Raw genomic sequence first — 26,490 nt, 5'->3', positions numbered from 1 at the left:
TCCGGTGGTCCTGCCGGCTTTCTGCCGTGCCACCAATCTCGTCGCCCAGGGGGGTCGCTCACATCGGGAGAGTGCCGCATCTTCGCGGGGGCGGGGGCCTTAGACGGGCCTTACGACGGCCCAGTACCGCCTAAGGCCCGGCCGCGTACCGCCTCAGCGCGCGCTGCGGGGGCCTCAGACGGTCGGTCGCGACGCGTGGACGCGCTGCTCGTAGAGGTAGGGCGTCGTGGTGGTGAGGACGGCGAATCCGAGCCGCTGAAGAATCGGGCGGCTCTGGTCCGACGCGTCGACCTGGAGGTAGCGGTAGCCCTTCGCCGCGGCGAGGCGGGCGCGGTGGGCGACCAGGGCGCGGTAGATGCCGCGGCCCCGCCAGGCCGCGAGCGTGCCGCCGCCCCACAGGCTCGCGAACCCGGTGCCGGGGTGCAGTTCCATCCGGGCCGCGCAGACCGGCAGGTCACCGGCCATGGCCAGGGTCATCAGCACAGTGTCCGGGGTGCGCGAGAGCTCAGTGAGGAGCTGGTCGCGCAGTTTCGCCGCACTGGTGCCGAAGGCCTGCTCGTGCACCTCGGCCATCAGCTCCACACCCGCGGGGTCGATGACCTCCACGAGCCGGATGCCGTCGGGGAGCGTGGTGGGGGCCGGAAGAGCGGCGGTCTCGGCGACCATCAGCGTCTCCTCGGGCTCGGGCGTGAAGCCCGCGGCCCGCAGCCGGGCACCGAGGTCGTGGGGTCGGTCGTAGGCGTACAGCTTCCACTCGAAGTCGCGTCCGAGCGCGGTGAAGTACGCGATCTGTGCGGCGATGGCCGCGTCGGCGGTGGCGGCGTCGAGACCCGACCAGACGACGCCGTGCCAGTCGTCGTCGGATCCGCTCTCCCGGATCACGTCGCCGGCCCGCCGCAGCCGGGCCTGTGGCCCGTCGGCGCCGGTGCGCCGACGGAGCCTGCGGTCGAACAGCCGGAGTGCTTCCTCATGGTCCATCCGCACAGGGGAACACCCGGCAGGGGCTCGGGGCACCGGATTTACCGGTGCCCGGTGCCCACGGGTGGCTGTCCGGTGCTCAGGACCCGGCGCTGGGCAGGGCCAGGATGATGTCGAAGTACATGCCGATGGACACGATCAGTCCGAGGGCGCCGAGTGCGGCTCCGGCCACGGCGACGGCGTGTACCCAGCCGGACTTCCGGGGCCGGGTGAGGACGACGAGGCCGATGATCAGCGCGAGCAGTGCGAAGACGCCGTTGCTGAGGGCGGTGGTGTGCCAGGCGTCGCCGTAGATCGCGGAGATCTGGTCGGCCGGGGAGCCGCCCTGGGACGTCTTGATCTGACCGATCAGGGTCTGCCGCTCGGCGGCGATCCGGCCGATCCAGCTGCCGCTGAGGCCGACGACGCCCAGTCCCGCCGCGAAGACGGCTCCGGCGGACGCGGCGAGGCCGGAGGAGGCACGGGGCGTCCGTCCGTCATCGTCCACATCAAGCCGCTCGTCGGCGTCGATGTCGTCGGAGACCGCGGTGTCGTGCTCGTCCCCCACGGTCTCCGCGGTCGTGCCTGCGGTCTTCTCCGACGTCCCGGGGGCCGCGACGGCCGTGTCCTCGGCCTTCGTGTCGACAGCGCCGGTGCCGGCTGCCGCCGGCTGCGTCGTCTTGTCGGTGGTCTTGTCGGTTTCGGTGGGGTTCATGGGGCGCACGCTAGGCGGCTTGTCTGAGAGTCCCCTTAACAAGCGCGGCCGGCCGCGCAGGCACGGCCGCTCAGCGGCTCCGCAGCTCCCGCCACTCCGGCGCCAAAACGGACCAGACCTCCATGTCGTGGCGCACGCCGCGGTAGGGGAACGCGTCCCGCAGCACGCCCTCCCGCGTCATCCCGAGCCGTTTGGCGACATTGACGCTCGCGGTGTTCCCGGAGGCCGCCATCCACTCGACGCGGTGGATTCCCCGCTCGACCACGGCCCAGTCGATCAGCAGCCGGACCGCCCGGGTGACGAGCCCCTTGCCGACGGCCGCCGGTTCGAGCCAGCAGCCGACCTCGCAGTACTCCAGGGCGGCGTCGAAGACCCGGAAGAGCACCCCGCCGACCAGCGTCCCGTCCAGCCAGATGCCGTAGATCCGTCCGCCGTCCGCCGCCTGCTTCTCCGCGTAGGAGTGCAGGAAGGCCCGGGCCGAATCGAGGTCCGTGGCCGCGGCGGCGAGGGCGATGAACTCACCGATGAACTCACGCCCGCGGTCCATGTGGGCGAGGAACTCCTCGGCCTGCCACGGCTCCAGGGGGCGCAGTTCCGCCGCCTCGTCGCCCAGGGATATCGCGAACATCGGAGCTCCTTCGGCCCGTCATGGCACGAGCTGCCCGTCCTCGCTCGTGCGCTGCTCTGGGATCCTCGCATGCGAACGGATGTCGGGAGCTTCGATACTGATCCTCGGCAGCCGGCGGTCGAGCCAGCCGGGGAGCCACCAGTTGGCGCCGCCGAGCAGGTGCATGAGGGCGGGCACCAGCAGCGTGCGCAGGACGAAGGCGTCCAGGGCGACGGCCGCCGCGAGCGCGATGCCGAACATCGCGATGACCCGGTCGCCGCTGAGGACGAAGGCGAGGAAGACGGAGATCATGATGACGGCCGCGGAGTTGATCACCCGGCTGGTCTCGGCGAGCCCGACGCGCACGGCCCGGCAGTTGTCCCCGGTCTCCAGCCACTCCTCGTACATCCGGCTGACCAGGAAGACCTGGTAGTCCATCGAGAGTCCGAAGAGCACCGAGACCATGATGACCGGCAGGAACGGCTCGATGGGGCCCGCTCGGCCGAGTCCCAGCAGCTCGCTGCCCCAGCCCCACTGGAAGACGGCGACGACGATGCCGAAGGACGAGGCGACGGCGGCGACGTTCATCACGGCGGCCTTCACCGGGATGCCGACGGATCGGAACGCCAGCAGCAGAAGCAGACAGCCGAGTGCGATGACCACGCCCACGAAGAGGGGCAGTTTGCCGACGATGATGTCGGCGAAGTCGTCGTAGCTCGCGGTGACTCCGCCGACGTACACATCGAGCGACGTGCCGTCGGTGGCGGCCGGCAGGACGTCGTCGCGCAGCCGGTCCACGAGTTCGCTGGTGGCCTTCGACTGGGGCGCCGAGTCCGGTACGACGGCGAGCAGGGCCGTGTCGCCGCTGCCGTTGTACGTCACCGGGCCGGCCGACGCGACGCCCTCCGTACCGCGCAGAGTGCCCGCCAGGGTGTTCATCGCGAGCCGGTCGTCGGCGCTGTCGAGGCGGGCGACGAGGGTGAGAGGTCCGTTGACGCCTGCGCCGAACCCGTCGGCGAGCAGGTCGTAGGCCTGACGGGTGGTCGCGGTGGAGGCGTTGTTGCCCTGGTCCGAGGTGCCGAGGTGGAGCGAGAGGGTCGGCACCGCGAGGACCAGCATGACGACGGCGGCGACACCTCCCAGCAGCTTCGACCGGCGTTCCACGAACGCGGACCAGCGAGCGGCGAACCCGGAGGGCAGTTGTCGCCGGGGGCCGCGCCTGGCCAGTCGGCGCCGTTCCCGGGCGCCGAGCGCACGCATGCCGATGAAGGACAGCAGGGCGGGCAGCAGGGTCACCGAGGCGGCCACGGTCAGCACGACGGTGAGGCATGCGGCGATCGCGACACCGTTGAGGAAGTCGAGCCGCAGGATGAGCATGCCGAGCAGGGCGATGCAGACGGTGGCGCCGGCGAAGACCACGGCTCGCCCGGTGGTGGCGACGGCGTTGCGGGCGGCCTCCGCGACGGGCAGCCCGCGGCGCAGGCCCGTGCGGTGTCTGGTGACGATGAACAGCGCGTAGTCGATACCGACGCCCAGCCCGATCAGCAGCCCGAGCATGGGCGCGAAGTCGGCGACGGTCATCACATGACCGAGCAGGACGATGCCCGCGTACGCCGTGCCGACGGAGACCAGCGCGGTGGCGATCGGCAGCAGACAGGCCGCGAACGAGCCGAAGGCGAGGAACAGGACGACGGCCGCGACGGCCACCCCGACGACCTCGGCGACATGCCCCGGGGGCGCCGACTCCGTGCGGACGACCGCACTGCCGCCGAGCGCGACCCGGACTGTGTCCGTCTCGGCGGCTTCGGCCGCGGTGACGACCGCTTCGATCTGCGGCAGCGGAATGTCGTCGGCCTTCTGCGTGAAGGTCACGGTGGCGAAGGCGGTGCGTCCGTCCTCGCTGGTCTGCCCGAAGCCCTCGGATCCGTACGGGCCGGTGACGGCGGCGACTCCGTCGAGTCCGGCGACCTCACCGAGCATCCGGGACATGCGCTGCCGGACCTCGGCGGCCCGGACGCTGCCGTCCTCGGTGTGCCAGACGATGGTGTCGGAGTCGCCGCCGCGGCCGGGGAAGCCGGCGTCGAGCAGCGCCGTGGCGCGGCCCGACTCGGTGCCGGGGACGTCGTAATCGGTGGAGTACGCAGACCCCGCGAACCCCGCGGCGGCGGCGACGCCCCCGAGGGTGAAGAGCCAGAGGAGTACGGCGACGAGCCGGTGCGCGACGCACCAACGGGCAATGGCTGCCAACGGACTGCTCCCCGGATGGTTCGTGGATCTTTGTCCGGGAACAGCCCGCAAAGAACTCATGACCTACAAGGCAACACTCTGACAGTCGATCGTGATCGTTTGCCCCTTTCGTGGGCTTGCTCACAGGGTTGTGCGCTCACCCCGACACGCTGGCGCGGCCGTTCTCGACATGACCCGTCAACCGGCGGCGGAACGCGGGCTCGCGGTCGGCCGTCACCTCGATGTCGTACCAGCCGTGCGCATCCGCCGCCGAGTGGACGACGGTGCGGCTGCGTCCGGGCTTGACCGTGATGGAGCGGGTCCAGTCGTCGAGGTCGGCCTCGTCGACGTAGGCCAGCGGCCGGACGGTGAACGTGACCGGCCTGCTGCCGTCGTTGCGCAGCACGAGGTGGAGATCCCGGTCGTGGTGGTCGACCTGTGTGGTGAGCGCCGCGGAGCCTTTGGCGGTGCCGGCGAACTCACGGCGGAAGCCGTTGGGGCCGGTGATCGTGAAGCGGTAGGCGTCCCCGGCGAGGGGGACCGTCCAGTGCGCCGTGCCCCGGACGTCCTTGTGCTGCGGGACGGGGAACTCGCCGGCGTACGGGTACAGCGCGAAGTGTGCGCTCGACCGGCCGCTGTTGCTGAGCGCGACCGTGAACGAGCCGCCGGTGACCCGGCCGTGGGCATCGGGCTGGTACGGCAGCGGCCGTGCGGGCCGGCTGCCCGGCTCCTGCTCCGGCATCCGCTGGACCTGCGGCGGCTTCGGCTGCCAGCGGCCGCTGAACGCCGGAATGGCGCCGGGCTGTTCGACGTCCGGCTGCGGCCTGCCCCGGCGGAAGTCGAACGCGGAGGTGAGGTCGCCGGTGACCGTGCGACGCCAGGTACCGATGTTGGGCTCCCGTACGCCCGTCCATTCCTCCAGGAAGCGGATCACGGAGGTGTGGTCGAAGACCTCGGAGCAGACGTAGCCGCCGACGGACCACGGCGAGACGACGAGCAGCGGCACCCGGATACCGAGGCCGGTGGGCTTGCCCTGCCACTGCTCCTCGGTGACCTCGGGGGGCGCGACGGGCGGCGGCACATGGTCGAAGAAGCCGTCGTTCTCGTCGTAGTTGATGAGCAGGGCGGTGTGCCGCCACACATCAGGATGCCTGCCGAGGGCGTCCAGGATCTTGTAGACGATCGTGGCGCTGTGGATGGGCGAGGAGACGCTCGGGTGCTCGGAGTCGACGGCGGAGGGGACGAGATAGGACACGTCGGGCAGCGTGCCCGCGGCGACGTCCCGTGCGAACTCCTCGGCGAGGGTGCCGGTCGGCACGCGCCGCAGCCCGCGCTCGAAGAGCCGGCGCTCGGTGCGGGAGAGCGTGGCGACGCCTTCCTCCAGCAGGGACAGCAGCCGTTCGCGTCCGGCGGCGTCCTCGGTGTCGCGGACGGCCGCGTAGAACGACTCCATGAAGGTGTGGCCGCCGGTCCGGGCGAGCGCCTTGCGGGCCACGGCCTTGAAGGTGGTGAAGAACTCCAGCTGGTTGTCGGTGAAGTTCTCCCACTCGGTGTACGTCTTCCAGCTGCGCCCCGCCCGCTCCAGACGTTCGGCGTAGGTGCCCCAGTCGTAGCCGGGGTGGGTGCCCTCGTCGTAGGCGTCGTTGTCGACGGCCCGCGTCCCGTCCGCCTCGAAGCCGGTCTTCCCGCTCCACAGGTGGTTGCGGTTGGGGCTGGTGGAGGTGTGGATCGAGGAGTGGTAGGCGTCGCAGATGGTGAAGGTGTCGGCGAGCTCGTAGTGCAGCGGTATGTCACGCCGGTCGTAGTACGCCATCGTCGCGGCCGACTTGGCGGAGACCCAGTTGTTCATCCAGCCGCCGCCCCAGGCCTTGGCGCCGCCGCTCCAGGAGTGGTCGAGTGCGCCGATGTACTGGAGGTCCTTCTGCTGCGCCTCGGCGGCGTCGCGCACCGGGAAGGGCAGCACGGCGCTGCCGTTCGGTCCCGGCTGCTCGAAGACGGAGCCGCCGGTGGGCAGCTCGACGGCGTTGCGGTCGCCGAAGCCGCGGACACCGCGGAGCGCGCCGAAGTAGTGGTCGAAGGACCGGTTCTCCTGCATCAGCACGACGACATGCCTGATCGCCCGCATCCCGCCGGAAGGAGGCTCGGCGGCCAGTGCCGCCTGCAGGGACGGAGGCAGCAACGACCCGGCCGCCGCGGCGCCGATGGCGCCTCCGCCGAGGGCGAGCAGACGCCGCCGTGACATGTCCGTGGTCAAGTGATCCTCCTGATTCCGGTGCTGCCGGGACCGTAGTCGGGCCGGATGACGTGGGGAAGACCCGTGGACGGCGCCGTGGTGAACGGTCCCGTGCCGGCCCTCCCCCTGCCGACGGGCCGCGCCCGTCCCCTCGGCACCGCGAATTCTCGCCAGGTCCGCGGGACTCCGATCCGGCTGCGTCGGGCTGTGCGGCGCTTGTCGGCCGGGCGGGACAGGGCCGTGACCTGTACGCCCGCGTCCGGCCGGTGTCCCGGAGGTAAATCCGCGCCGTCCGGAAACCGTAAATCCCCCTGCGCACCCCCGGTGTTGTCGGCGGCGACTGGCACGATGGACGGCATGGAGACCACGGGGACCAATCAGCCGATCCTGACGCCCTGCGAAGCCGCGGACTTCGCGCTGGCGCTGCACGACGCGCCCGCGGGGTACATCGGCCGCGTTCCCGTGCCCGTGCTCGCCTACCACCCGAGCGCCTCGCTGCGGGAGCGGCGGGAGGCGTTCCGGGAGGTGTACGACGCGATCGTGGCCCGGATCGGGGAGCCCACGCTCTACGGCGGCTCCGCCGACGGACCCAATGTCCGCTGGCGGGACGCCGCAAGGACGGTCCTCCTCTCGGCGACCCGGCACCACGCCGAGCTGTCGGTCCACCCCACGGAATACCTGGAGAGCGAGGAGCGCCGCACCTTCGAGTGGGGCGGCGCCTGGTCGGCGGACGAGCATCACGACTTCGACCTGCTGCCGTACATCTGGCAGCTGGACCGCAGCGGCCCCGGCGAGCGTCCGGTGGAGCGGCCCGGCGGGAGGATGGCCTCCAGCCTCGACCACTTCGAGAGTGCCCTGGGGCTGCTGCTGGGCGCCTGGATCGAGCAGCTCTCCGTACAGGTGGGAGGCGACTGGGCCGGGTTCTCCCTGACCAGCGGCGCCGACCGCGGCCGCCAGCTCCAGATCTCCTACTCGCTGCCGGACGGGCTGCATGTCTCGGTCGACGACCGGGACGGCGAGGACAGCCCGGAGCGTGCCCGGCTGATGTTCTCCCGTGGCTGGCACTCCCGCGACCGAGGCTGGTGGCAGGCGGAGTTCCCGCAGCCCGAGCGGCCCGAAGCGGCGGAGGCAGCGCGGCTGGCGCTGGCGGAGCTGAGGGCCCGGGGCACGTCGCAGCCGAACGAACTGCGGGCCCGGGACGCCAGCTGCAAGGACCGCGGCGAGCTGCTGCTGCCGGGCCTGGGCATACGCAACTGACCTGGGGCAGCCGACGACCGCGGGGCTCCGCGCCCACGGCGGAGACGCCGAGGCGGCCCGCACCGTTCGGTACAGGCCGCCTGGGACGGTGCGTGTCGATCAGCCCTCGGTGACGCCGAGCTTCTCCAGGATGAGTTCCTTGACGCGAGCCGCGTCCGCCTGGCCACGGGTGGCCTTCATGACCGCGCCGACCAGCGCGCCCACGGCGGCCACCTTGCCACCGCGGATCTTGTCCGCGACGGCCGCGTTGCCGGCGATCGCCTCGTCGACGGCCGTGCCCAGCGCGCCCTCGTCGGAGACGACCTTCAGGCCCCGCTTCTCGACCACGGTGTCCGGGTCGCCCTCGCCCGCGAGGACGCCCTCGATGACCTGGCGGGCCAGCTTGTCGTTCAGATCGCCGGACGCGACGAGCGCGGTGACGCGCGCGACCTGCTCCGGAGTGATCGGCAGCTGGTCCAGCGCACGGCCGGACTCGTTGGCGTTACGGGCCAGTTCGCCCATCCACCACTTACGGGCCTGGTCGGCCGGGGCGCCCGCGTCGGCGGTGGCGACGATCAGGTCGAGCGCACCCGCGTTGAGGATCGACTGCATGTCGTGCTCGGAGACACCCCACTCCTCGCGCAGCCGGTTGCGGCGCAGTCGCGGCAGCTCGGGCAGGGTCCCCCGCAGCTCCTCGACCCACTCACGCGGCGGAGCGACCGGGACGAGGTCGGGCTCCGGGAAGTACCGGTAGTCCTCGGCCTCCTCCTTCACACGGCCGGACGTCGTGGAACCGTCCTCCTCGTGGAAGTGGCGGGTCTCCTGGACGATGGTGCCGCCGGAGCCGAGCACCGCGGCGTGCCGCTGGATCTCGAAGCGGGCCGCACGCTCGACGGAACGCAGCGAGTTGACGTTCTTCGTCTCCGAGCGCGTGCCGAACTTCTCCCGGCCGTGCGGGCGCAGCGACAGGTTCACGTCGCAGCGCATCTGGCCCATCTCCATCCGGGCCTCGGAGACACCGAGCGCCTTGATGAGCTCGCGCAGTTCGGCGACGTACGCCTTGGCGACCTCGGGCGCGCGCTCGCCGGCGCCCTCGATCGGCTTGGTGACGATCTCGATCAGCGGGATGCCGGCACGGTTGTAGTCCAGCAGGGAGTGGGACGCGCCGTGGATACGGCCGGTGGCACCGCCGACGTGCGTCGACTTGCCGGTGTCCTCCTCCATGTGGGCGCGCTCGATCTCGACGCGGAAGATCTCCCCGTCCTCGAGCTGGACGTCCAGATAGCCGTTGAAGGCGATCGGCTCGTCGTACTGCGAGGTCTGGAAGTTCTTCGGCATGTCCGGATAGAAGTAGTTCTTCCGGGCGAAGCGGCACCATTCGGCGATCTCGCAGTTGAGCGCGAGGCCGATCTTGATGGCCGACTCGACGCCGATCGCGTTGACGACCGGGAGGGAGCCGGGCATACCGAGGCACGTGGGGCAGGTCTGCGAGTTGGGCGCGGCGCCCAGCTCGGTCGAACAGCCGCAGAACATCTTGGTCTTGGTGCCGAGTTCGACATGGACCTCGAGGCCCATGACGGGGTCGTACTCGGCGAGGGCCGATTCGTACGACACCAGTTCAGTGACGGTCACGGTGAAACATTCCCTCTCAGCCCAGCAGGACGTCGTCGTCGCCGAGCCGCTTCAGCTCGCGATACAGGATCGCCAGGCCGGTCACGATGGCCGCGGCGGAGATGGCGGCATCGATGAGCCGGAGCGTGTCGTTGTCCTGGCGGGCGAGCCTGGCCTGCTTGGCGACGCTGAGCGCACCGAACGCGGTGGTGCCGAGCGACACGTAGAGACCGGACTTGGACTTCTTGAAGTTCTTGGCTTTCTTGGCCATGGCACTCATAGCGACGGAGCCTCCTCAAGCAGCGGGTGTCCCCACTTTTCCACGAAGGCGGCCTCGACGGCGGCGCCGACCTTGTACAGCCGGTCGTCCTTCATGGCGGGGGCGATGATCTGCAGTCCGACCGGGAGATTGTCCTCCGGGGCCAGGCCGACGGGCAGCGACATCGCCGCGTTGCCGGCCAGGTTGGTCGGGATGGTGCACAGGTCGGCAAGGTACATCGCCATCGGGTCGTCGGCGCGCTCACCGATCGGGAAGGCGGTGGTCGGGGTCGTCGGCGAGACGATGACGTCGACCTGCTCGAAGGACCTGTCGAAGTCCTGCTTGATGAGCGTGCGGACCTTCTGGGCGCTGCCGTAGTACGCGTCGTAGTAGCCGGAGCTGAGCGCGTACGTGCCGAGCATGATGCGTCGCTTGACCTCGTCGCCGAAGCCGGCCTCACGGGTGAGAGCGGTGACCTCCTCGGCGGACTTCGTGCCGTCGTCGCCGACCCGCAGGCCGTACCGCATGGCGTCGAAGCGGGCGAGGTTCGAGGAGCACTCGGACGGCGCGATCAGGTAGTACGCGGAGAGGCCGAGGTCGAAGGACGGGCAGTCCAGCTCGATGATCTCGGCGCCGAGCTCCTTGAGCACCGCGACGGCCTCGTCGAAGCGCTGCATGACGCCGGCCTGGTAGTGCTCGCCGCGGAACTGCTGGACGACACCGACGCGCATGCCGGTGACGGAGCCGTTGCGCGCGGCCTCGACGACCGCCGGGACCGGGGCGTCGATGGACGTGGAGTCCAGCGGGTCGTGACCGGCGATGACCTCGTGCAGCAGGGCCGCGTCCAGGACCGTGCGGGCGCAGGGGCCGCCCTGGTCGAGGGAGGAGGAGAACGCCACCATGCCGTAGCGGGAGACGCCGCCGTAGGTGGGCTTGACGCCGACCGTGCCGGTGACGGCCGCGGGCTGGCGGATGGAACCGCCGGTGTCCGTGCCGATGGCGAGCGGGGCCTGGTGCGAGGCCAGCGCGGCGCTGGAGCCGCCGCCGGAACCGCCCGGGATACGGGTCAGGTCCCACGGGTTGCCCGTGGGGCCGTACGCGCTGTTCTCGGTGGAGGACCCCATGGCGAACTCGTCCATGTTGGTCTTGCCGAGAATGACGACGTCGGCCTCCTTGAGCTTGCGCGTCAGGGTGGCGTCGTACGGCGGGATCCAGCCTTCGAGGATCTTGGAGCCGACAGTGGTCGGGATGCCCTCGGTGGTGAAGATGTCCTTCAGCGCGAGCGGCACACCGGCCAGCGGGCCGAGCTTCTCGCCCGCGGCGCGCTTGGCGTCGACGGCACGGGCCTGCGCGAGCGCGCCCTCGCGGTCGACGTGCAGGAAGGCGTGGACCTTCTCGTCGACGGCTTCGATACGGGCCAGGTGGGCCTCGGTGACCTCCACGGCGGTCAGTTCGCCGGCGGCGATCTTCCCGGCGATCTCGGCCGCGGTGAGCTTGATGATGTCCGTCATGATGATCAGTCCTCCCCCAGGATCTGCGGCACCTTGAAACGCTGCTGCTCCTGGGCCGGGGCGCCGGAGAGCGCCTGCTCGGGGGTGAGCGACGGACGGACCTCGTCCGCGCGCATGACATTGGTCAGCGGCAGCGGGTGGGAGGTCGGGGGTACGTCTTGGTCGGCGACCTCGGAGACGCGGGCGACCGCGCCGATGATGTCGTCGAGCTGTCCGGCGAAGTGGTCGAGCTCTTCGCCCTTCAGCTCCAGACGCGCCAGCCGGGCGAGGTGGGCGACCTCCTCGCGCGTAATGCCAGGCATGCAGCGATCCTCAGGGGTGAGTGTGTGTGGTTTGGCCCAATCCTATGGGGCCCGGGGCGCTGCCCACGAAACGGTTTCGCGTCCGGGCCGCTCCACGGGCTCCGGGCGGCCCATCCTGACAGCTGCCGGGGACGCGGTTGCGGGCGCGGGTGGCGAGGCGGGGCGGGCGCCCGGCTCATGGCCGGGGGGCGCCTCCCGGACAGCCTCCCGAACAGCTTTCCGACCTCATGGGCCGCCGCGGTACCGGCGAGGACGGGTCACAGTGGTACGGCAGACTCTCCCGGCGCCTTCGGACAGGTCAGGGCCGGGGCGGCTGAGCGCCCGTCGAGGCCGGCGTACGGCCCTTCAGGGCACCACTTGGCCGGATGGTTCGTCGGCGTCCGAGGACTCGACCTCCTCGTGGCGGTGCCAGCCGCGCTCTCCCCTGGCCCGCAGCCAGGCCGTCGTCTCCTGCGGCGGCATGGCGGCGGCGACCAGCCATCCCTGCACGGCGTCGCAGCCCAGATCGCGCAGCCGCTCCCAGGTCTCGTCGTCCTCGACGCCCTCGGCGACGACCAGCAGGCCCAGCGAGTGGGCGAGGTCGACGGTGCAGCGGACGATCTCCGCGTCCTCGTTGTCGACGGCGAGCCTGGCCACGAAAGAGCGGTCGATCTTCAGTTCGCTGACGGGGAGCCTGCGCAGATGGACGAGCGAGGAGTAGCCGGTCCCGAAGTCGTCCAGGGACATCTTCACGCCGTGGTCGGTGAGCCCGGCGAGGGTGTCGGCGGCGCGCTGCGGGTCCTCCAGCAGCACGTGCTCGGTGATCTCCAGCTGGAGGGCTCCCGGCGGGACGCCGTGCCGGGCGAGGCGTGCGGCGACGGATCCGGCGAAGCCGGGGGTGTGGACGTCGCGCGGCGAGACATTGACGGCGACCGGGACGAACAGGCCCTGCGAGCGCCACTTGGCGACCTGCGCGAGGGCGGTGTCGAGCACGTACTCCGTGAGGTGGGGCATCAGTCCGGAGGACTCGGCGATCGCGATGAACTCGTCCGGCGGGACCCGCCCGCGGTCCGGGTGCACCCAGCGCACCAGGGCCTCCAGGCCCGCCACATGGCCGTCGAAGCGGACTTTGGGCTGGTAGTGCAACTCCACGTCGCCGGCGTCCAGCGCGCGGCGCAGATCGCCGAGCAGGCCGAGCCGGTCGGGGGTGTTGCTGTCGCGCTTGGACTCGTAGACCTCGACGCCCGTACGGTCCCGCTTGGCCTGGTACATGGCGACGTCCGCGCGGCGCAGCAGTCCTTCGGCGTCCAGCGCGTGGTCGGGGAAGACGGCCACCCCGGCACTGGCCTCCAGGACGAGGGTAAGCCCGTCCAGGTCGAGCGGTGAGGACAGTTCGGCGACCAGGAGGCGCGCGACGCGCTGGGCGCTGGTGGTGGAGTCGGCGACCGGCAGCAGCACGGCGAACTCGTCGCCGCCGAGCCTGGCCGCCTCGGCGCCGCGCGGCAGAGCGAGCCGCAGCCGCTCGGCTATCTGCAGCAGCAGCCGGTCGCCGGCGAGATGGCCGAGGGTGTCGTTGACGGAACGGAACCGGTCGAGGTCGATGAGGACGAGCGCCGACCGGGCGCCGCTGCCTTCCGCGTCCTCCAGCGCGGCCCAGGTCCGCTCCAGCAGCCACTGCCGGTTGGGCAGCCCGGTGAGCGGGTCGCGCAACTGCTCCTCCGCCCTCGCCCGGGCGATCCACAGGGTGGAGTCCAGGGCGATCAGCGGCACCGCGAACAGCGGCAGCATCAGAGGCATGGCGACGGCGACGACGCAGATCAGCGGGGCGATGCCGAGCAGGGCGACCGCGACAAGGCCCTGCCGCATCAGGGCCGTACGGGCGATGGTGGGCAGCCCGCTGCCCTGGGGCGAGAGCACGTACCACAGCAGGATGCGGGTGACGGTGAGGTAGACGGCGGCCGCCAGCATCACTTCCGGCAGGGCCGCGATACCCCAGTCGAGTGGTTCCCAGGGCTTCTCGACGCTCGGTGTCACCCCGAAGAGGGCGAGTACGAGAGCCGCGGCGCCGATGCCGAGGATGTCGACGGAGCCGTGCAACAGACCTTGCCGCCGGCGGTGGGTGCGGGCCGCGCCGACGAGGGCGACGACGGCCAGGCTGACCAGTCCGGCCGGCACCCAGCCGAACAGCAGCAGGACGGCGAGGGTCAGGGCGGAGCCGGATCCGGTGCCGCCCCACCAGCGGTCACGGCCGAGGGCGACGAGGTGGCCGACGATGATTCCGGTGAGGACAGCGAGCGACCAGCCGGCGGCGGAGCCCGGAAAGAGTGCGCGGCCTTCGCGGACGGTGTCGAGGACGCCGGTGACGAGCACCAACGCGGCGCCGGTGACGACGGTGACGGGCAGTCCCGGCGTGATGCCGGCCAGGGCCGCGAATCCCCGCGGCCGTGAGACCGGGGCGGCGCTCTCGGTCGGTTTCATTCCCGTCCCTCTCACAGCCGGCGGTGCCGATGCCACGCGATGGCTCCCGTTGTCATGCCACCACGGCTGACATCCCACCACGCAGCCGTGCACGACAGGCGCACGTCTCAACAGTAGGCCGCAGTTGGCTCCGACGGGCAGCGCTCTACAGGTCTTGCCCGAATGCGACCCGGCCACCCTTATCCATCTGCTATGCGCTGAACGGGTGACCTGTACCGGTCGTCGGAACCCCGCACGGGGCGTCTCATTCCCGCCCCGCGCGCCCCCTTCGGCTCCTCGAACGAGCCCCCTCGAAGACCCGCGCACGCCCCCTCCGTCACGCCTCTGGGGGCACAGCGGCCTCACGAGCCGCATCCGGCCCCTGTTCGAGCAGAATCACCAGCCCTTGTTCGTCCAGGACGGGCACCTTCAACTGCATCGCCTTGTCGTACTTGGAGCCGGGGTTGTCCCCGACCACCACGAACGCCGTTTTCTTCGAAACAGAACCGGCCACTTTCGCGCCGAGGCTCTGGAGGGCCTCTTTTGCGCCATCCCGCGTGTAGTTCTCCAGTGTTCCGGTGACGACGACCGTCAGTCCTTCGAGCGGGCGGGGCCCCTGGTCCTCCCCCGCTCCCTCTTCCTCCGTCCGGACGCCGGCCGCGGCCCACTTGCGCAGGATCTCCTCGTGCCACGGCTCCGCGAACCACTGCTTGAGGGAGGCGGCGATGATGTCGCCGACGCCGTCGGTGGCGGCCAGTTCCTGCTCGGTCGCCTGGCGGATCCGCTCGATGGACCGGAATTCACGGGCCAGCGCCTCCGCGGCGACCGGCCCCACATGCCGGATGGACAGCCCGGTGAGGACCCGGGCGAGCGGGCGTTCCTTGGCGGCGGCGATGTTCTCCAGCATCGCCACGGCGTTCTTCTTCGCCTCGCCCTGCTGGTTGGCGAAGACCGTGGCGATCTTCTCCTCGCCGGTCTTCGGGTCGCGCTTGGGCAGTCCGCTGTCCTGGTCCAGGACATAGGCCTTGATGGGCAGCAACTGCTCGATGGTCAGGTCGAAGAGGTCGCCCTCGTCCCGCAGCGGCGGCTCCGCCGGCTCCAGCGGTCTGGTCAGCGCGGCGGCCGCCACATAGCCGAAGTGCTCGATGTCCAGGGACTTGCGGCCCGCGAGATAGAAGAGGCGCTCGCGCAACTGGGCCGGGCAGGAGCGGGCGTTGGGGCAGCGCAGATCGACGTCGCCCTCCTTCATGGGCCGCAGGGCCGTCCCGCACTCGGGGCACTCGGCCGGCATCACGAACTCCCGCTCGCTGCCGTCCCTGAGATCCACGACCGGACCGAGGATCTCGGGGATGACGTCGCCGGCCTTGCGCAGCACCACGGTGTCCCCGATGAGCACGCCCTTGGACTTGACCACGTCCTGGTTGTGCAGGGTGGCGAACTCGACCTCGGAGCCCGCCACGGTGACCGGCTCCACCTGGGCGTACGGCGTGACGCGTCCGGTACGGCCCACGCCGACCCGGATGTTGACCAGCTTGGTGTTGACCTCCTCCGGGGCGTACTTCCAGGCGATGGCCCAGCGCGGCGCCCGGGCGGTGGAGCCGAGGCGGCCCTGGAGCGGGATCTCGTCGAGCTTGACGACCACCCCGTCGATCTCGTGCTCCATCGAGTGGCGGTTCTCGCCGAAGTGGGCGATGAACTCCCGCACGCCCTCCAGTGAGTCCACGACCTTGTTGTGCCGTGCGGTGGGCAGGCCCCACTCGCGCAGCAGGTCGTACGCCTGGGACAGGCGGTCGATGTCGAAGCCCTGCCGGGCGCCGATGCCGTGCACCACCATGTGCAGCGGGAGGGTCGCGGTGACCTTGGGATCCTTCTGCCGCAGCGAGCCCGACGCGGAGTTGCGCGGGTTGGCGTACGGCTGCTCGCCGGCCTCCACCCGCCGGGCGTTGAGCTCCTGGAACTTGGCCATCGGGAAGAAGACCTCGCCGCGGATCTCCACCAGGTCCGGGATGCGGTCGCCCCGCAGCCGGTTGGGGATGTCCGCGATCGTGCGGACGTTGGGCGTGATGTCCTCGCCGACCCGGCCGTCGCCGCGGGTGGCCGCCCGGGTCAGCCTGCCCTTCTCGTACGTGAGGTTCACCGCGAGGCCGTCGACCTTGAGCTCGCACAGGAAGTGGAAGTCCGAGGTGCCGACGTCACGGGCGACGCGCTCGGCCCACGCGGACAGTTCGCCCTCGTCGAAGGCGTTGTCCAGGGAGAGCATGCGCTCGCGGTGCTCGACCTTCGCCAGGTCGGTCTCGTACTGCCCGGAGACCTTCTGTGTCGGGGACTCGGGTGTGCGCAGCTCGGGGTACTGCTCCTCGAGCTCCTCCAGCGAGCGCATCAGCCTGTCGAACTCGCCGTCGCTGACGACCGGCTGGTCCTTCACGTAGTAACGGAAGCGGTGCTCCTCGACCTGCTCGGCGATGAGGGCATGCTGCTCCCGTGCTTCTGCGGGCAGTCCCGTCTGCTGTTCGCCAGCCACCGTTTCGTCCTCCCGATTCCCCGGCACCCTTACTCAGGGTTGTCTGCGAGCGATCTCGCGGCCCGGACGCCGTGGGCGAGCGCCGCCCGCGCGTACGCCGGTGAGGCACCCGCCAGTCCACAGGTGGGAGTGATCACGACGGACTCGGCGAGAGTCCCCGGATTCAGCCCCAGCCTGCGCCACAGCGTCCTGACACCCATGACGCTACCCGCAGGGTCCGACAATGCCGTGTCAGTGGACGGCACGACTCCCGCGAACAGCTTCGTGCCGCCCTCGACCGCCTCACCGATCTCGTCCTCGTCACGCTCGGTGAGCAGACCGAAGTCGAACGAGATGCCCGCGGCGCCGGCCCGGCGCAGCAGGGCGAACGGCACGTCCGGCGCGCAGGAGTGGACGGTCACGGGGCCTTCGCTCACTCCCATGACGTCCCGCAACGCGGACTCCACGAGCTGCCGGTCCACCGCCCGGTGCGTGCGGTAGCCGCTGGCCGAGGCGATCTGCCCGCGCAGCACCGCGATCAGCGAGGGCTCGTCGAGCTGGAGCGTCACCCAGGCGCCCGGCATCCGGCGGCGTACATCCGCCAGATGCGTACGCAGTCCTTCCGCCAGCGACGCGGTGAGGTCCCGGCAGGCACCCGCGTCGGACAGGGCCGCCTCGCCGTTGCGCAGCTCCAGGGCGGCGGCGAGCGTCCACGGCCCGACCGCCTGGATCTTCAGTGGCCCCTCGTACCCCTGGGTGAACTCCTCCAGTGCGTCGAGGTCTTCGCCGAGCCAGGAGCGGGCGCGGCGGGTGTCGCGGCCCGGACGGTCACTGATCCGCCATCCGCTGGGCTCGACATGCGCGTACATCTCCACCAGCAGCCCGATGGTCCGCCCGATCATGTCGGCACCCGGCCCGCGGGCGGGCAGCTCGGGCAGATACGGGAACTCCTCGACGGACCCGGCGACCGTCTTCGCGGCCTCGCGTGCGTCCGTGCCGGGCATGGAGCCCACTCCGGTCGCGGGGCCGAACAGCACGTCGCTCACCGGCCCGGCCGCACGGTCACGTCGTTGATCTCGGCGTCGCGCGGCAGGTCCAGCGCGGTGAGGATCACCGTCGCGACGGACTCGGGGTCGATCCAGCGCGCGGCGTCGTACTCCTTGCCCTCCTGTGAGTGCACCTTGGCCTGCATGGGGCTTGCCGTGCGGCCGGGGTAGACCGAGGTGACCCGTACGCCGTTGCCGCTCTCCTCGTGGCGCAGCGAGTCGGCGAGCGCCTTCAGTCCGTGCTTGGAGGCCGCGTACGCGGACCAGTCGGCGTGCGCGTTGAGGCCGGCGCCCGAGTTGACGAACAGCACCTGGCCCCGGGAGGCGCGCAGTTGCGGGAGCATCAGCCGGGTCAGCTCGGCGGGCGAGATCAGGTTGGCGTTGAGCTGCTGGTGCCAGGTCGTCGGCCGCAGTTCGGCGACCGGGCCGAGGTCGACGATGCCCGCGATGTGCAGGAGCGAGTCGAGCCGGTCCGGCATGGGCTGCATGCCGAACGACTTGGAGATGCGGTCCGGGTCGGCCAGGTCGGCGACGAGCGTACGGGCGCCCTCGTACCGGGCGGCGAGTTCCTTCGCACGGCCGGCGTCGCGGGCCAGCAGGACGAGTGCGTCGCCGCGCTCGTGGAGCCGGCGGGCGACCGCCGCGCCGATGCCGGAGCCCGCCCCGGTGATCAGATGTGTTGGCATACCGCCCATGCTCGCACTGCCCCGACCGGCTACTGCACCCCGGCGGCCTCCTCCAGGTAGGCGAGGGCCGCGACACCGTCCTCGGCGAAGAACACCAGGTCGGTCAGGGGCAGGGGCAGGAAGCCCTCCTCGTCCATGCGCCGGAACTGCTGCTTGAGGCCGTCGTAGAACCCGGCGGTGTTCAGCAGCACGACCGGCTTGGTGTGCTTGCCGTGCTTCTTCAGCTCCAGGATCTCGGTCGCCTCGTCCAGGGTGCCCGTGCCGCCGACCATGATCACGACGGCGTCGGAGCGGGAGAGCAGCAGCGCCTTGCGCTCGGACAGGTCCTTGGCGATCACCATCTCGTCGGCGTCGGCGCGGGCGAGTGTGTGCAGGAAGTCGACGGAGACGCCCACGAGCCGTCCGCCCGCCTCCTGCACCCCGTCGGCGACGACCTTCATCAGCCCGCTCTCGGAGCCGCCCCACACGAGCGTGTGCCCGCCCTTGCCGAGGAGCTCGGCGAACTCGCGGGCCGGGCGGGTGTAGCGGTCGTCGAGGTCGGCGGCGGAGAGGAAGACGCAGATGTTCATGACGCCACCGTACGACCGGGATACCCGGCGCCGGAGACCCGGAGAGGGGGCACGTCGGGAAGAAGCAGGCCGCCGCCGGTGCTGTAGCTGTCATGACGAAGGCACACACCGGACATCGCATCACGGTCGAGCAGGGCACGGTCCATGTCATCGCCCGCCATGGCGGGGTGCTGCTCGCGGAGAGCCGCCGGCCGCTGATCCTGCACGAGACCGGCTATCCCGACCGCTACTACCTTCCGCCCGAGGACGTACGCAGCGATCTGCTCACCCCCTCCGGCACCCACAGCCACTGTCCCTTCAAGGGCGACGCGGACTACTGGTCGCTGCCGGACGCACCGGACCTGGTCTGGTCGTATCCGGAGCCGAAGACCCAAGTCGCCGAGATCAAGGGCCACTTCTGCTTCTACGACACCGAGGTCGTCGAGGACTGACCGCCGTCCCCGCCGGGTCCGCGGAAAAATCTCGCGCGCGACCGATGAGTTCCTGAGCGGGCCCCGGTCAGCCCTCTCATGGACAACATGAGCAGGACGCTGAGCAAGGCGGAGTCGGGGGACGGCACCCTCATCGCGTACGAGCAGCGGGGCGACGGTCCGCCGGTGGTTCTGGTCAGCGGCGCGCTGTGCACGTCCGCGGCGGAGGCACCGCTCGCGGGGCTGCTCGCGTCGCGGTTCAGTGTGTTCACGTACGACCGGCGCGGCCGGGGCGCGAGCGGTGACACCGCTCCGTACGCCGTGGAGCGGGAGATCGAGGACCTGGCCGCGGTGATCGGTGAGGCGGGCGGAGCCGCGTCCGTGCACGGGACGTCCTCGGGCGCGGCACTGGCGCTGCGGGCGGCGGCCGCGGGGCTGCCGATCACGCAGCTGTCCGTCTATGAGCCTCCGTACGACCCGGACGAGGCGCCGGGAGCCCCGCCACCGCCCTACGAACACCGGATGCGGGCACTCCTCGCCGAGAACCGTCGCGGGGAGGCGCTCGCCGTCTTCCTGGGCGAGATGGGAATGCCGCCCGAGGCCCTGGACGCGATGCGCGGGACGCCGATGTGGACGGACATGGAGGCGGTCGCCCCCACGCTCGTCTACGACCACGAGGTCATGGCGGGAGGCGGTGTGCCCACGGCGATGCTGAGCGGCATCGGAACCCGGGTGATGGTCGTGGACGGCGGGATGAGCCCTCCCTTCATGCGGGAGGCCGCACGCCTGGCCGCCCAGGCCCTCCCGCGCGGCCGGCACCGCACCCTGACGGGCCAGACGCACGAGGTGGCCCCGCATGTGCTGGCTCCGCTGCTGCTGGCGTTTTTCTCCGCATAGGGCCGGGCGTCGGCCACAGGACGCGTCAGGCGACCGATGCCGTCTCGCGCCGCGTGGAGGCGATCGTCGCCGAGCCGACCACCCGCGTGCCGTCGTAGAGCACGACCGCCTGGCCGGGGGCCACTCCCCGCACCGGCTCGGTGAAGGTCACCCGCAACTCGCCGTCGACCAGTTCCGCGCTCACCTCGGTCTCGCCGCCGTGGGCCCGCAGCTGCGCGGTGTACGACCCCGGACCCGTCGGCGCCGCCCCGCACCAGCGGGGCTTGATCGCGGTCAGGGCGGTGACGTCCAGCGCCTCCACCGGGCCGACCGTGACCGTGTTGTTCACCGGGGAGATGTCGAGGACGTAGCGCGGCTTGCCGTCCGCGGCCGGGTGCCCGATCCGCAGGCCCTTGCGCTGGCCGATGGTGAAGCCGAACGCCCCGTCGTGGGTGCCCAGCTTCGTACCGCCCTCGTCGACGATGTCGCCCTCCGCCGTGCCGAGGCGGTTCGCCAGGAAGCCCTGGGTGTCGCCGTCGGCGATGAAGCAGATGTCGTGGCTGTCCGGCTTCTTCGCGACCGCCAGCCCCCGCTCCTCGGCCTCGGCCCGGATCTCGTCCTTGGTGGTGAGGGTGTCACCGAGCGGGAACATCGCGTGCGCGAGCTGGCGCTCGTCGAGCACACCGAGGACGTACGACTGGTCCTTGGCCATGTCGCTGGCACGGTGCAGCTCGCGGCTGCCGTCCGCACGCTCGACGACGGTGGCGTAGTGGCCGGTGCAGACGGCGTCGAAGCCCAGCGCGATCGCCTTGTCGAGCAGCGCGGCGAACTTGATCTTCTCATTGCAGCGCAGACAGGGGTTGGGTGTGCGGCCCGCCTCGTACTCCGCGATGAAGTCCTCGACCACGTCCTCGCGGAAGCGCTCGGCGAGATCCCAGACGTAGAACGGGATGCCGATGACGTCGGCCGCGCGGCGGGCGTCGCGGGAGTCCTCGATGGTGCAGCAGCCGCGCGCACCCGTGCGGAAGGACTGCGGATTCGCGGAGAGCGCCAGATGGACACCGGTCACGTCGTGGCCGGCCTCGGCGGCACGTGCGGCGGCGACGGCGGAGTCCACGCCGCCTGACATGGCGGCGAGCACACGGAGGGGACGCTGGGAAGTCTGAGTCATAGCGATACCAGGGTAAGGGGCCCGGGGAACCAGAGGCTCGCGAGTATGCGTTGAACAGCGCATGGGAAGCGATGAGAAGCGCGGCGGACAGCGGCGGATCAGCAGACGTGCCGCGCTGATCGGCGGCACGGCCGCGGTGGTGGGGGCGGGTGCGCTGGCCCACGACGAGCTGCGACGGGTCTGGTGGCGGGTGCCCGGCGTGGAGAAGAAGCGGGTGGAGGGTGAGCTGGACCACGTGGGCGCGGTCTGGACGGCCGCGGCCCGGGCGAACTGGCGCCGGGCCGACCGGCCCGACGACTACGGCATCGACCGGGTGGTCATCCATGTCGTACAGGGCAGCTATCCGACGGCGCTGAAGGTCTTCAAGAATCCGGGGCACGGCGCGGCCACGCACTACGTGGTGGGCAAGGACGGCCGCGTCGCCCAGATGATCCGCGAGCTCGACGTCGCTTTCCACGCGGGGAACCGGGAGATGAACGAACGGAGCATCGGCATCGAGCACGAGGGCTTCGTGGACCGGCGCCGGGACTTCACCGACGCCATGTATCTGTCCTCGGCGAAGCTCACCGCGGGGATCTGCGTGCGGTACGGGATACCGGTGGACCGCGAGCACATCATCGGCCATGTGGAGGTGCCGGGGACGGACCACACGGACCCGGGACCGTACTGGAACTGGAACCGCTATCTGAAACTGGTGCGCGGCCAGATGCCGTCGGCCCGGCAGGTGGCGGAGAAGAAGGCCTGAGCCGGGTCCGGGACGACAGGGCCCCGAGCAGCCTCGGCCAGGCCCTAGCTGAGGCCCGCGGTGCGCGCCCGCTGCACCACCGGTCCGATCGCCTCGGCCACCGCCTTCACATCCGCCCTGGTGGAGGTGTGGCCGAGACTGAAGCGGAGCGTGCCACGCGCGAGGTCGGGGTCCGAGCCGGTCGCCAGCAGGACATGGCTGGGCTGGGCGACACCGGCCGTGCACGCCGACCCGGTGGAGCACTCGATGCCCTGGGCGTCGAGCAGCAGGAGCAGTGAGTCCCCCTCGCAGCCGGGGAAGCTGAAGTGCGCGTTGGCGGGGAGCCGGTCGGCCGGATCGCCACCGAGGACCGCGTCGGGCACCGCCGTACGGACGGCGTCGACCAGTTCGTCGCGCAGGGCGCCGATCTCGCGGGCGAATTCCTCGCGTCGCTCGGCGGCGAGCCGGCCCGCGACCGCGAAGGCGGCGATCGCGGGGGTGTCGAGCGTGCCGGAGCGCACATGCCGCTCTTGGCCGCCGCCGTGCAGGACGGGGACCGGGGTGTACTCCCGGCCGAGGAGCAGGGCCCCGATGCCGTAGGGGCCGCCGATCTTGTGGCCGGAGACGGTCATCGCGGCGAGCCCGGAGTCGGCGAAACCGACGTCGAGCTGGCCGAAGGCCTGGACCGCGTCGGAGTGCAGCGGAATCTCGAACTCCCGCGCCACGGCGGACAGTTCCGCCACCGGCATGACGGTGCCGATCTCGTTGTTGGCCCACATGACGGTGACGAGGGCCACGTCGTCGGGGTTCCGCTCGACGGCTTCGCGCAGGGCTTCGGGGTGCACCCGCCCGTACGCGTCGACCGGCAGATACTCCACGGTCGCGCCCTCGTGCTCGCCGAGCCAGTGGACGGCGTCGAGTACGGCGTGGTGCTCCACGGGACTGGTGAGAATCCGGGTACGGGCGGGCTCCGCGTCCCGCCGCTGCCAGTACAGGCCCTTGACGGCGAGGTTGTCCGCCTCGGTGCCGCCGGCGGTGAACACCACCTCGCTCGGGCGCGCGCCGAGTGCCTCGGCGAGGGTCTCGCGGGCCTCCTCGACGGCGCGGCGGGCCCGGCGCCCGGCGGCATGCAGTGCCGAGGCGTTGCCGGTGACGGTGAGCTGCGCGGTCATCGCCTCGACGGCCTCCGGCAGCATCGGAGTGGTCGCAGCGTGGTCCAGGTAAGCCATGGTGGCCCCGATTCTACGAGGCGTGGCGGGGGCGCGGACGCGGCGCAGGGGGGCACGGGCGCGCGGGGCCCGCCACGCCCGGCCCCGGGGGCGGGCGAGCGGGCTCCGTCGAGGACCTGGTGCGCGTCCTCGACGAGCTCGACGCGCTGCAGGCTGCCGTGCCGGGCCTCGCCGGACGCCTCGACCGCAGCCGTACAGCCGTGGCCGGCCACTCCTGGGGCGCCCAGACCGCGAGCACACTGCTGGGCGCGCGGGTCCTCGGCCCCGACGGCGTTCCCGGGGAGGACATGTCCGACGCGCGGGTGACGGCGGGCGTACTGCTGACCCCGCCCGGCCGGGGCGGCAACGACCTGACCCCGTTCGCCGTCGAGAACCTGCCCTTCATGAACCCGTCCTTCGACGGCATGACCACGCCGGCGCTGATCGTCGCCGGTGACCGGAACCGGTCCGCGCTCACGACCCGGGGGCCGGACTGGTTCACCGACCCCTACATCCTCAGCCCGGGAAGCAAGAGCCTGCTCACCCTGTTCGGGGCGGAGCACTCGCTCGGCGGCATCCCGGGGTACGAGGTCGCGGAGACGACGGACGAGAGCCCCGAACGAGTCGCTCTGATCCAGAAGTTGACGTGGGCGTACCTGCGCAGCGCGCTCGACCCGGCCGACGGCGGCTGGAAGGCGGCACAGGCCGCGCTGGAGGAAGATCCCCACCCGCTGGGGTCGCTGCAGAGCAAGTAGGCCCCGGTAGACGCCGACCGCCTCCCGCAGCGCTGCGGGAGGCGGTGGGTGCGGCGCGGCGAGGAACGCTCGCGGCGCGCCGGGAGTCGCGGGGCGGTCAGCCGCCGAAGCCCCAGACCACGGTTCCGTTCATGGCCACGAGCACTCCGAGGACGACCAGGTCGGCGACGCCGAGGGCGAGTCCGAGGAGGGCGCGGCCACGGCGTGCGGTACCCCGCCACAGGGCGAGGGAGGCGAGCACGACGGCGGTGGGGCCGAGCAGGATGTTCATGACGAGCAGGCCGACGAGTCCGAGGACGAAGGCGGCGACAGCCATGCCGTCCGCGTCACGGCGGCCCGTCGGACGGGTGTGCGCGGCGGAGTCCGGGGTGCTCGGGGTACCGGAGTCCGGCGTGTCCGCGTTCGGCAGGTCGGAATCGGGGGCGCCGGCGTGCGGAGCATCGGCGCCCCGGGCGATGGTGCGTTCCCGCTCGGCGGTCCCCCGGGCGGTGCTGCGGCCGCGCGGGGTGCGGTCGGTGTGCTGAGTGCGGTCGCTGTGCTTGACGGCGGAGAGCTGCATGGCCGGTTCGGCTCCTTCCGGGTCAGTGCTGACGGGCGCGACGCTCGCGCACGGCGAAGACGAGAAGCCAGACGCCGATGACGGCGCAGGCCACGAAGGTGGCGGAAAGGGGGAGTTGGGCCACGGCGCCCAGCAGGATCCCCAGGAGGAGCAGTGCTGCGACGAGGGCGATCATCGTCATCCTTTCGACATTTCGGTGAACACTTGTCGGTACGACTGTTCACTGACTGGCGAGTCTACACTTCCCTTATCCGGAGAACGGTTGTTTACTCAGTTCCATGAGTCACACCGCCGGAATCCGCCAGGCCCAGAAGCAGAAAACCCGTCAGGCCCTCCTGGACGCAGCCCTGCGGCTGCTCGAGGAGCAGAGCCTGAGCAGTCTCGGACTGCGCGAGGTGACCCGGGCCGTGGGTGTGGCGCCGACGGCGTTCTACCGCCACTTCAGGGACACGGCCGACCTCGGTGTCGCACTGGTCGAGGAGGCGCTCGGCAGTCTGCACGCCACGATCGGCGAAGCGCTCACGGAAGAGGCGGACGATGCGCGCATCGACCGGACGGTGGCCCTGATCGTGGATCTCGTCCGCACATCCCCCGCTCATGTCCGCTTCATCGCGCGGGAGCGGCACGGCGGAGTGCAGTCCGTACGCGAGGCGATAGCCGAGCAGTTGCGGCAGTTCGGCGACGAGGTCGCGGCGGCGTTCGCCGACGAACCCGAGGCGGAGGGCTGGAGCGCCGCGGATCTGCGGATGCTCGCCGGGGTGTACGTGGACCACATGGTCATGACGGCGTCCTCGTTCCTGGAGGCCGGGCCTTCGGGGCTCGACCGGGCCGCCTCGCTGGCCCGCCGTCAGCTGCGGCTGATCAGCCTCGGCCGCCGGCACTGGCTGGACTGACGGCGCCCGTCCCGTAGAGCGCGACGATCTCCGCCGCGGCGCGCGCCAGTTCCGCACGCGCCTGCGGCGGGGAGAGCACCTCGACGCTCTCACCGAAGGCGAGCAGCACGCGCACCGCCGCCAGGGAGCCGAGGGCGAGCTCCACCCGGGTCCAGCGCGGTGTCTCCGCGCCCGCCTGCCGCCCGGCCGCGTCCGGCCCCTCCGGCACGGGCTCGCCGGTCAGCCGGCTGCCGTGCATACGCAGAAACAGATCCAGCCGCTCCTGGCTCACCCGCGCCGTCACGCACACCTCCGCGGGCCGGTCCTCGACCTGACGGCGCAGCACCTCCCAGACATCGGCCAACTCCTGGCCGGCACGCCGCCGCACAGGATCGTCGGTGACGACGGCCGACAGAACCCGGTCCGCCCGGAAGAGGCGGGGCGCGCCCCGGTGGTCGGCGATCAGGTACCAGATCCCGGCCTTGACCACGAGGCCGTACGGGTCGAGGGTGTACGTCCGCGGTTCGGTGGTGCCGCTGTGGCGGTAGCGCAGCCGCACCCGGCGGTCCGTGAAGACGGCCGAGTTGAGCGCGTCCAGATCGACGGCCGGACCCGGTGCCTTCATCCAGCGCGCGGGGTCCACCAGGATCCGGCGGCTGGTCAACTCGGCTCCGGGCCGGTGGGGTTCGGGCAGCGCGGCCATCACCTTGCGCAGCGCGGAGCCCAGCGCCTCGTCGAGGCCGAGCGCGCTGTGGGCGCCCTGGGCGGCCAGGACGAACAGCGCGCGGGACTCGTCCGCCGTCAGTCCGGTGACATCCGTACGGAAGCCCGGCAGCAGGGCGATCCCGCCGTGCCGGCCGCGCTCGGCGTAGACGGGGACACCGGCGGCGGAAAGGGCCTCGACGTCGCGGTAGATGGTGCGGACGGACACCTCCAGGCGCTCGGCGAGCTCGGCGGCGGGCACGAGGCCGCGGGTCTGGAGCAGCAGGAGGATCGAGAGCAGCCGGTCGGATTTCACGTG

The 26,490-nt window shown here is 71.4% G+C and carries 24 protein-coding genes and 1 pseudogene; 6 read left to right on the top strand and 19 right to left on the bottom strand.

Annotated elements, in window-relative coordinates:
- Window positions 1-174: 174 nt before the first annotated feature.
- The 5 genes from ACQPWZ_RS25700 to ACQPWZ_RS25680 all read right to left on the bottom strand — a co-directional run bounded on the left by ACQPWZ_RS25700 (window position 175) and on the right by ACQPWZ_RS25680 (window position 6,759).
- Window positions 175-978 (bottom strand): GNAT family N-acetyltransferase, encoded by an 804-nt coding sequence (locus ACQPWZ_RS25700; protein ID WP_433572481.1) that lies wholly within the window; start codon window positions 976-978, stop codon window positions 175-177.
- 79 nt (window positions 979-1,057) lie between these two features.
- The gene (locus tag ACQPWZ_RS25695; protein ID WP_433572480.1) at window positions 1,058-1,672 is read right to left on the bottom strand and encodes a hypothetical protein; all 615 of its coding nucleotides are present in this window, start codon (window positions 1,670-1,672) and stop codon (window positions 1,058-1,060) included.
- Window positions 1,673-1,742: 70 nt separating this feature from the next.
- A complete protein-coding gene (locus ACQPWZ_RS25690; protein WP_313943928.1) occupies window positions 1,743-2,300 on the bottom strand; it encodes a GNAT family N-acetyltransferase in 558 nt (185 codons plus the stop codon).
- 18 nt (window positions 2,301-2,318) lie between these two features.
- Complete coding sequence (locus tag ACQPWZ_RS25685) at window positions 2,319-4,526, bottom strand: MMPL family transporter (RefSeq protein ID WP_433572479.1); 2,208 nt, start codon at window positions 4,524-4,526, stop codon at window positions 2,319-2,321.
- A 136-nt stretch (window positions 4,527-4,662) separates the two neighbouring features.
- The gene (locus ACQPWZ_RS25680) at window positions 4,663-6,759 is read right to left on the bottom strand and encodes a phosphocholine-specific phospholipase C (RefSeq protein ID WP_433572478.1); all 2,097 of its coding nucleotides are present in this window, start codon (window positions 6,757-6,759) and stop codon (window positions 4,663-4,665) included.
- Window positions 6,760-7,095: 336 nt separating this feature from the next.
- Between ACQPWZ_RS25680 and ACQPWZ_RS25675 the strand changes: the two genes are divergently transcribed.
- Window positions 7,096-7,995 carry a hypothetical protein gene (locus ACQPWZ_RS25675; RefSeq protein WP_340475569.1) on the top strand — a complete coding sequence of 300 codons (900 nt, stop codon included), beginning with the start codon at window positions 7,096-7,098 and terminating at the stop codon, window positions 7,993-7,995.
- A 99-nt stretch (window positions 7,996-8,094) separates the two neighbouring features.
- Here ACQPWZ_RS25675 and gatB read toward each other — a convergent pair whose 3' ends face one another.
- From gatB to ACQPWZ_RS25630, 9 genes are all read right to left on the bottom strand, one after another.
- Window positions 8,095-9,606 (bottom strand): Asp-tRNA(Asn)/Glu-tRNA(Gln) amidotransferase subunit GatB, encoded by a 1,512-nt coding sequence (gatB, locus tag ACQPWZ_RS25670; RefSeq protein WP_340475568.1) that lies wholly within the window; start codon window positions 9,604-9,606, stop codon window positions 8,095-8,097.
- A gap of 16 nt (window positions 9,607-9,622) precedes the next feature.
- A complete protein-coding gene (locus ACQPWZ_RS25665) occupies window positions 9,623-9,865 on the bottom strand; it encodes a hypothetical protein (RefSeq protein ID WP_313943933.1) in 243 nt (80 codons plus the stop codon).
- A complete protein-coding gene (gene gatA, locus ACQPWZ_RS25660) occupies window positions 9,862-11,355 on the bottom strand; it encodes an Asp-tRNA(Asn)/Glu-tRNA(Gln) amidotransferase subunit GatA (protein WP_313943934.1) in 1,494 nt (497 codons plus the stop codon). The genes ACQPWZ_RS25665 and gatA overlap by 4 nt, the downstream gene beginning before the upstream one ends.
- A 5-nt stretch (window positions 11,356-11,360) precedes the next feature.
- Window positions 11,361-11,657 (bottom strand): Asp-tRNA(Asn)/Glu-tRNA(Gln) amidotransferase subunit GatC, encoded by a 297-nt coding sequence (gene gatC / locus ACQPWZ_RS25655; RefSeq protein ID WP_015036350.1) that lies wholly within the window; start codon window positions 11,655-11,657, stop codon window positions 11,361-11,363.
- 345 nt (window positions 11,658-12,002) lie between these two features.
- The gene (locus tag ACQPWZ_RS25650) at window positions 12,003-14,114 is read right to left on the bottom strand and encodes a putative bifunctional diguanylate cyclase/phosphodiesterase (protein ID WP_433572477.1); all 2,112 of its coding nucleotides are present in this window, start codon (window positions 14,112-14,114) and stop codon (window positions 12,003-12,005) included.
- 316 nt (window positions 14,115-14,430) lie between these two features.
- A complete protein-coding gene (gene ligA / locus ACQPWZ_RS25645; RefSeq protein WP_433572476.1) occupies window positions 14,431-16,614 on the bottom strand; it encodes an NAD-dependent DNA ligase LigA in 2,184 nt (727 codons plus the stop codon).
- A gap of 29 nt (window positions 16,615-16,643) precedes the next feature.
- Complete coding sequence (locus ACQPWZ_RS25640; protein WP_405575989.1) at window positions 16,644-17,597, bottom strand: methionine synthase; 954 nt, start codon at window positions 17,595-17,597, stop codon at window positions 16,644-16,646.
- 38 nt (window positions 17,598-17,635) lie between these two features.
- On the bottom strand, window positions 17,636-18,325 hold the full coding sequence (locus ACQPWZ_RS25635; protein WP_340475564.1) for an SDR family oxidoreductase: 690 nt from the start codon (window positions 18,323-18,325) through the stop codon (window positions 17,636-17,638).
- 29 nt (window positions 18,326-18,354) lie between these two features.
- Window positions 18,355-18,894 (bottom strand): TIGR00730 family Rossman fold protein, encoded by a 540-nt coding sequence (locus ACQPWZ_RS25630; RefSeq protein WP_340475563.1) that lies wholly within the window; start codon window positions 18,892-18,894, stop codon window positions 18,355-18,357.
- Between the two features lie 92 nt (window positions 18,895-18,986).
- Here ACQPWZ_RS25630 and ACQPWZ_RS25625 point away from each other — a divergent pair, with 92 nt between their 5' ends.
- Window positions 18,987-19,325, top strand: a complete 339-nt coding sequence (locus ACQPWZ_RS25625; protein WP_356698910.1) for a DUF427 domain-containing protein — start codon at window positions 18,987-18,989, stop codon at window positions 19,323-19,325.
- A 78-nt stretch (window positions 19,326-19,403) separates the two neighbouring features.
- A complete protein-coding gene (locus ACQPWZ_RS25620; protein WP_433572475.1) occupies window positions 19,404-20,201 on the top strand; it encodes an alpha/beta fold hydrolase in 798 nt (265 codons plus the stop codon).
- 25 nt (window positions 20,202-20,226) lie between these two features.
- Here ACQPWZ_RS25620 and mnmA read toward each other — a convergent pair whose 3' ends face one another.
- On the bottom strand, window positions 20,227-21,351 hold the full coding sequence (gene mnmA / locus ACQPWZ_RS25615) for a tRNA 2-thiouridine(34) synthase MnmA (protein WP_340475560.1): 1,125 nt from the start codon (window positions 21,349-21,351) through the stop codon (window positions 20,227-20,229).
- Window positions 21,352-21,412: 61 nt separating this feature from the next.
- Between mnmA and ACQPWZ_RS25610 the strand changes: the two genes are divergently transcribed.
- Window positions 21,413-22,096 (top strand): N-acetylmuramoyl-L-alanine amidase, encoded by a 684-nt coding sequence (locus ACQPWZ_RS25610; protein ID WP_313943943.1) that lies wholly within the window; start codon window positions 21,413-21,415, stop codon window positions 22,094-22,096.
- Window positions 22,097-22,140: 44 nt separating this feature from the next.
- On the opposite strand, the gene ACQPWZ_RS25605 is transcribed toward ACQPWZ_RS25610, so the two are convergent.
- The gene (locus ACQPWZ_RS25605; RefSeq protein WP_433572474.1) at window positions 22,141-23,304 is read right to left on the bottom strand and encodes a cysteine desulfurase family protein; all 1,164 of its coding nucleotides are present in this window, start codon (window positions 23,302-23,304) and stop codon (window positions 22,141-22,143) included.
- Window positions 23,305-23,411: 107 nt separating this feature from the next.
- Between ACQPWZ_RS25605 and ACQPWZ_RS25600 the strand changes: the two are divergent.
- Window positions 23,412-24,038: pseudogene (locus ACQPWZ_RS25600) on the top strand (alpha/beta hydrolase family protein); the annotation flags it as partial.
- A 97-nt stretch (window positions 24,039-24,135) separates the two neighbouring features.
- On the opposite strand, the gene ACQPWZ_RS25595 reads toward ACQPWZ_RS25600, so the two are convergent.
- Window positions 24,136-24,447 (bottom strand): hypothetical protein, encoded by a 312-nt coding sequence (locus tag ACQPWZ_RS25595; RefSeq protein WP_433573864.1) that lies wholly within the window; start codon window positions 24,445-24,447, stop codon window positions 24,136-24,138.
- Between the two features lie 172 nt (window positions 24,448-24,619).
- A complete protein-coding gene (locus ACQPWZ_RS25590; RefSeq protein ID WP_313949143.1) occupies window positions 24,620-24,778 on the bottom strand; it encodes a hypothetical protein in 159 nt (52 codons plus the stop codon).
- Window positions 24,779-24,875: 97 nt separating this feature from the next.
- On the opposite strand from ACQPWZ_RS25590, the gene ACQPWZ_RS25585 reads away from it, so the two are divergent.
- Entirely contained in the window at window positions 24,876-25,490 is a 615-nt protein-coding gene (locus ACQPWZ_RS25585) for a TetR family transcriptional regulator (protein WP_340475554.1), read from the top strand.
- Here ACQPWZ_RS25585 and ACQPWZ_RS25580 read toward each other — a convergent pair.
- Window positions 25,459-26,487 carry a helix-turn-helix transcriptional regulator gene (locus tag ACQPWZ_RS25580; RefSeq protein ID WP_433572473.1) on the bottom strand — a complete coding sequence of 343 codons (1,029 nt, stop codon included), beginning with the start codon at window positions 26,485-26,487 and terminating at the stop codon, window positions 25,459-25,461. The genes ACQPWZ_RS25585 and ACQPWZ_RS25580 overlap by 32 nt on opposite strands.
- Window positions 26,488-26,490 lie beyond the last annotated feature (3 nt).

The sequence above is a fragment of the Streptomyces sp. CA-251247 genome (assembly GCF_050952975.1).
GTDB lineage: Bacteria > Actinomycetota > Actinomycetes > Streptomycetales > Streptomycetaceae > Streptomyces > Streptomyces achmelvichensis.
The sequence above is the reverse complement of the archived record's forward strand: the minus strand, read 5'-3'. Positions and strand labels throughout refer to the sequence as shown.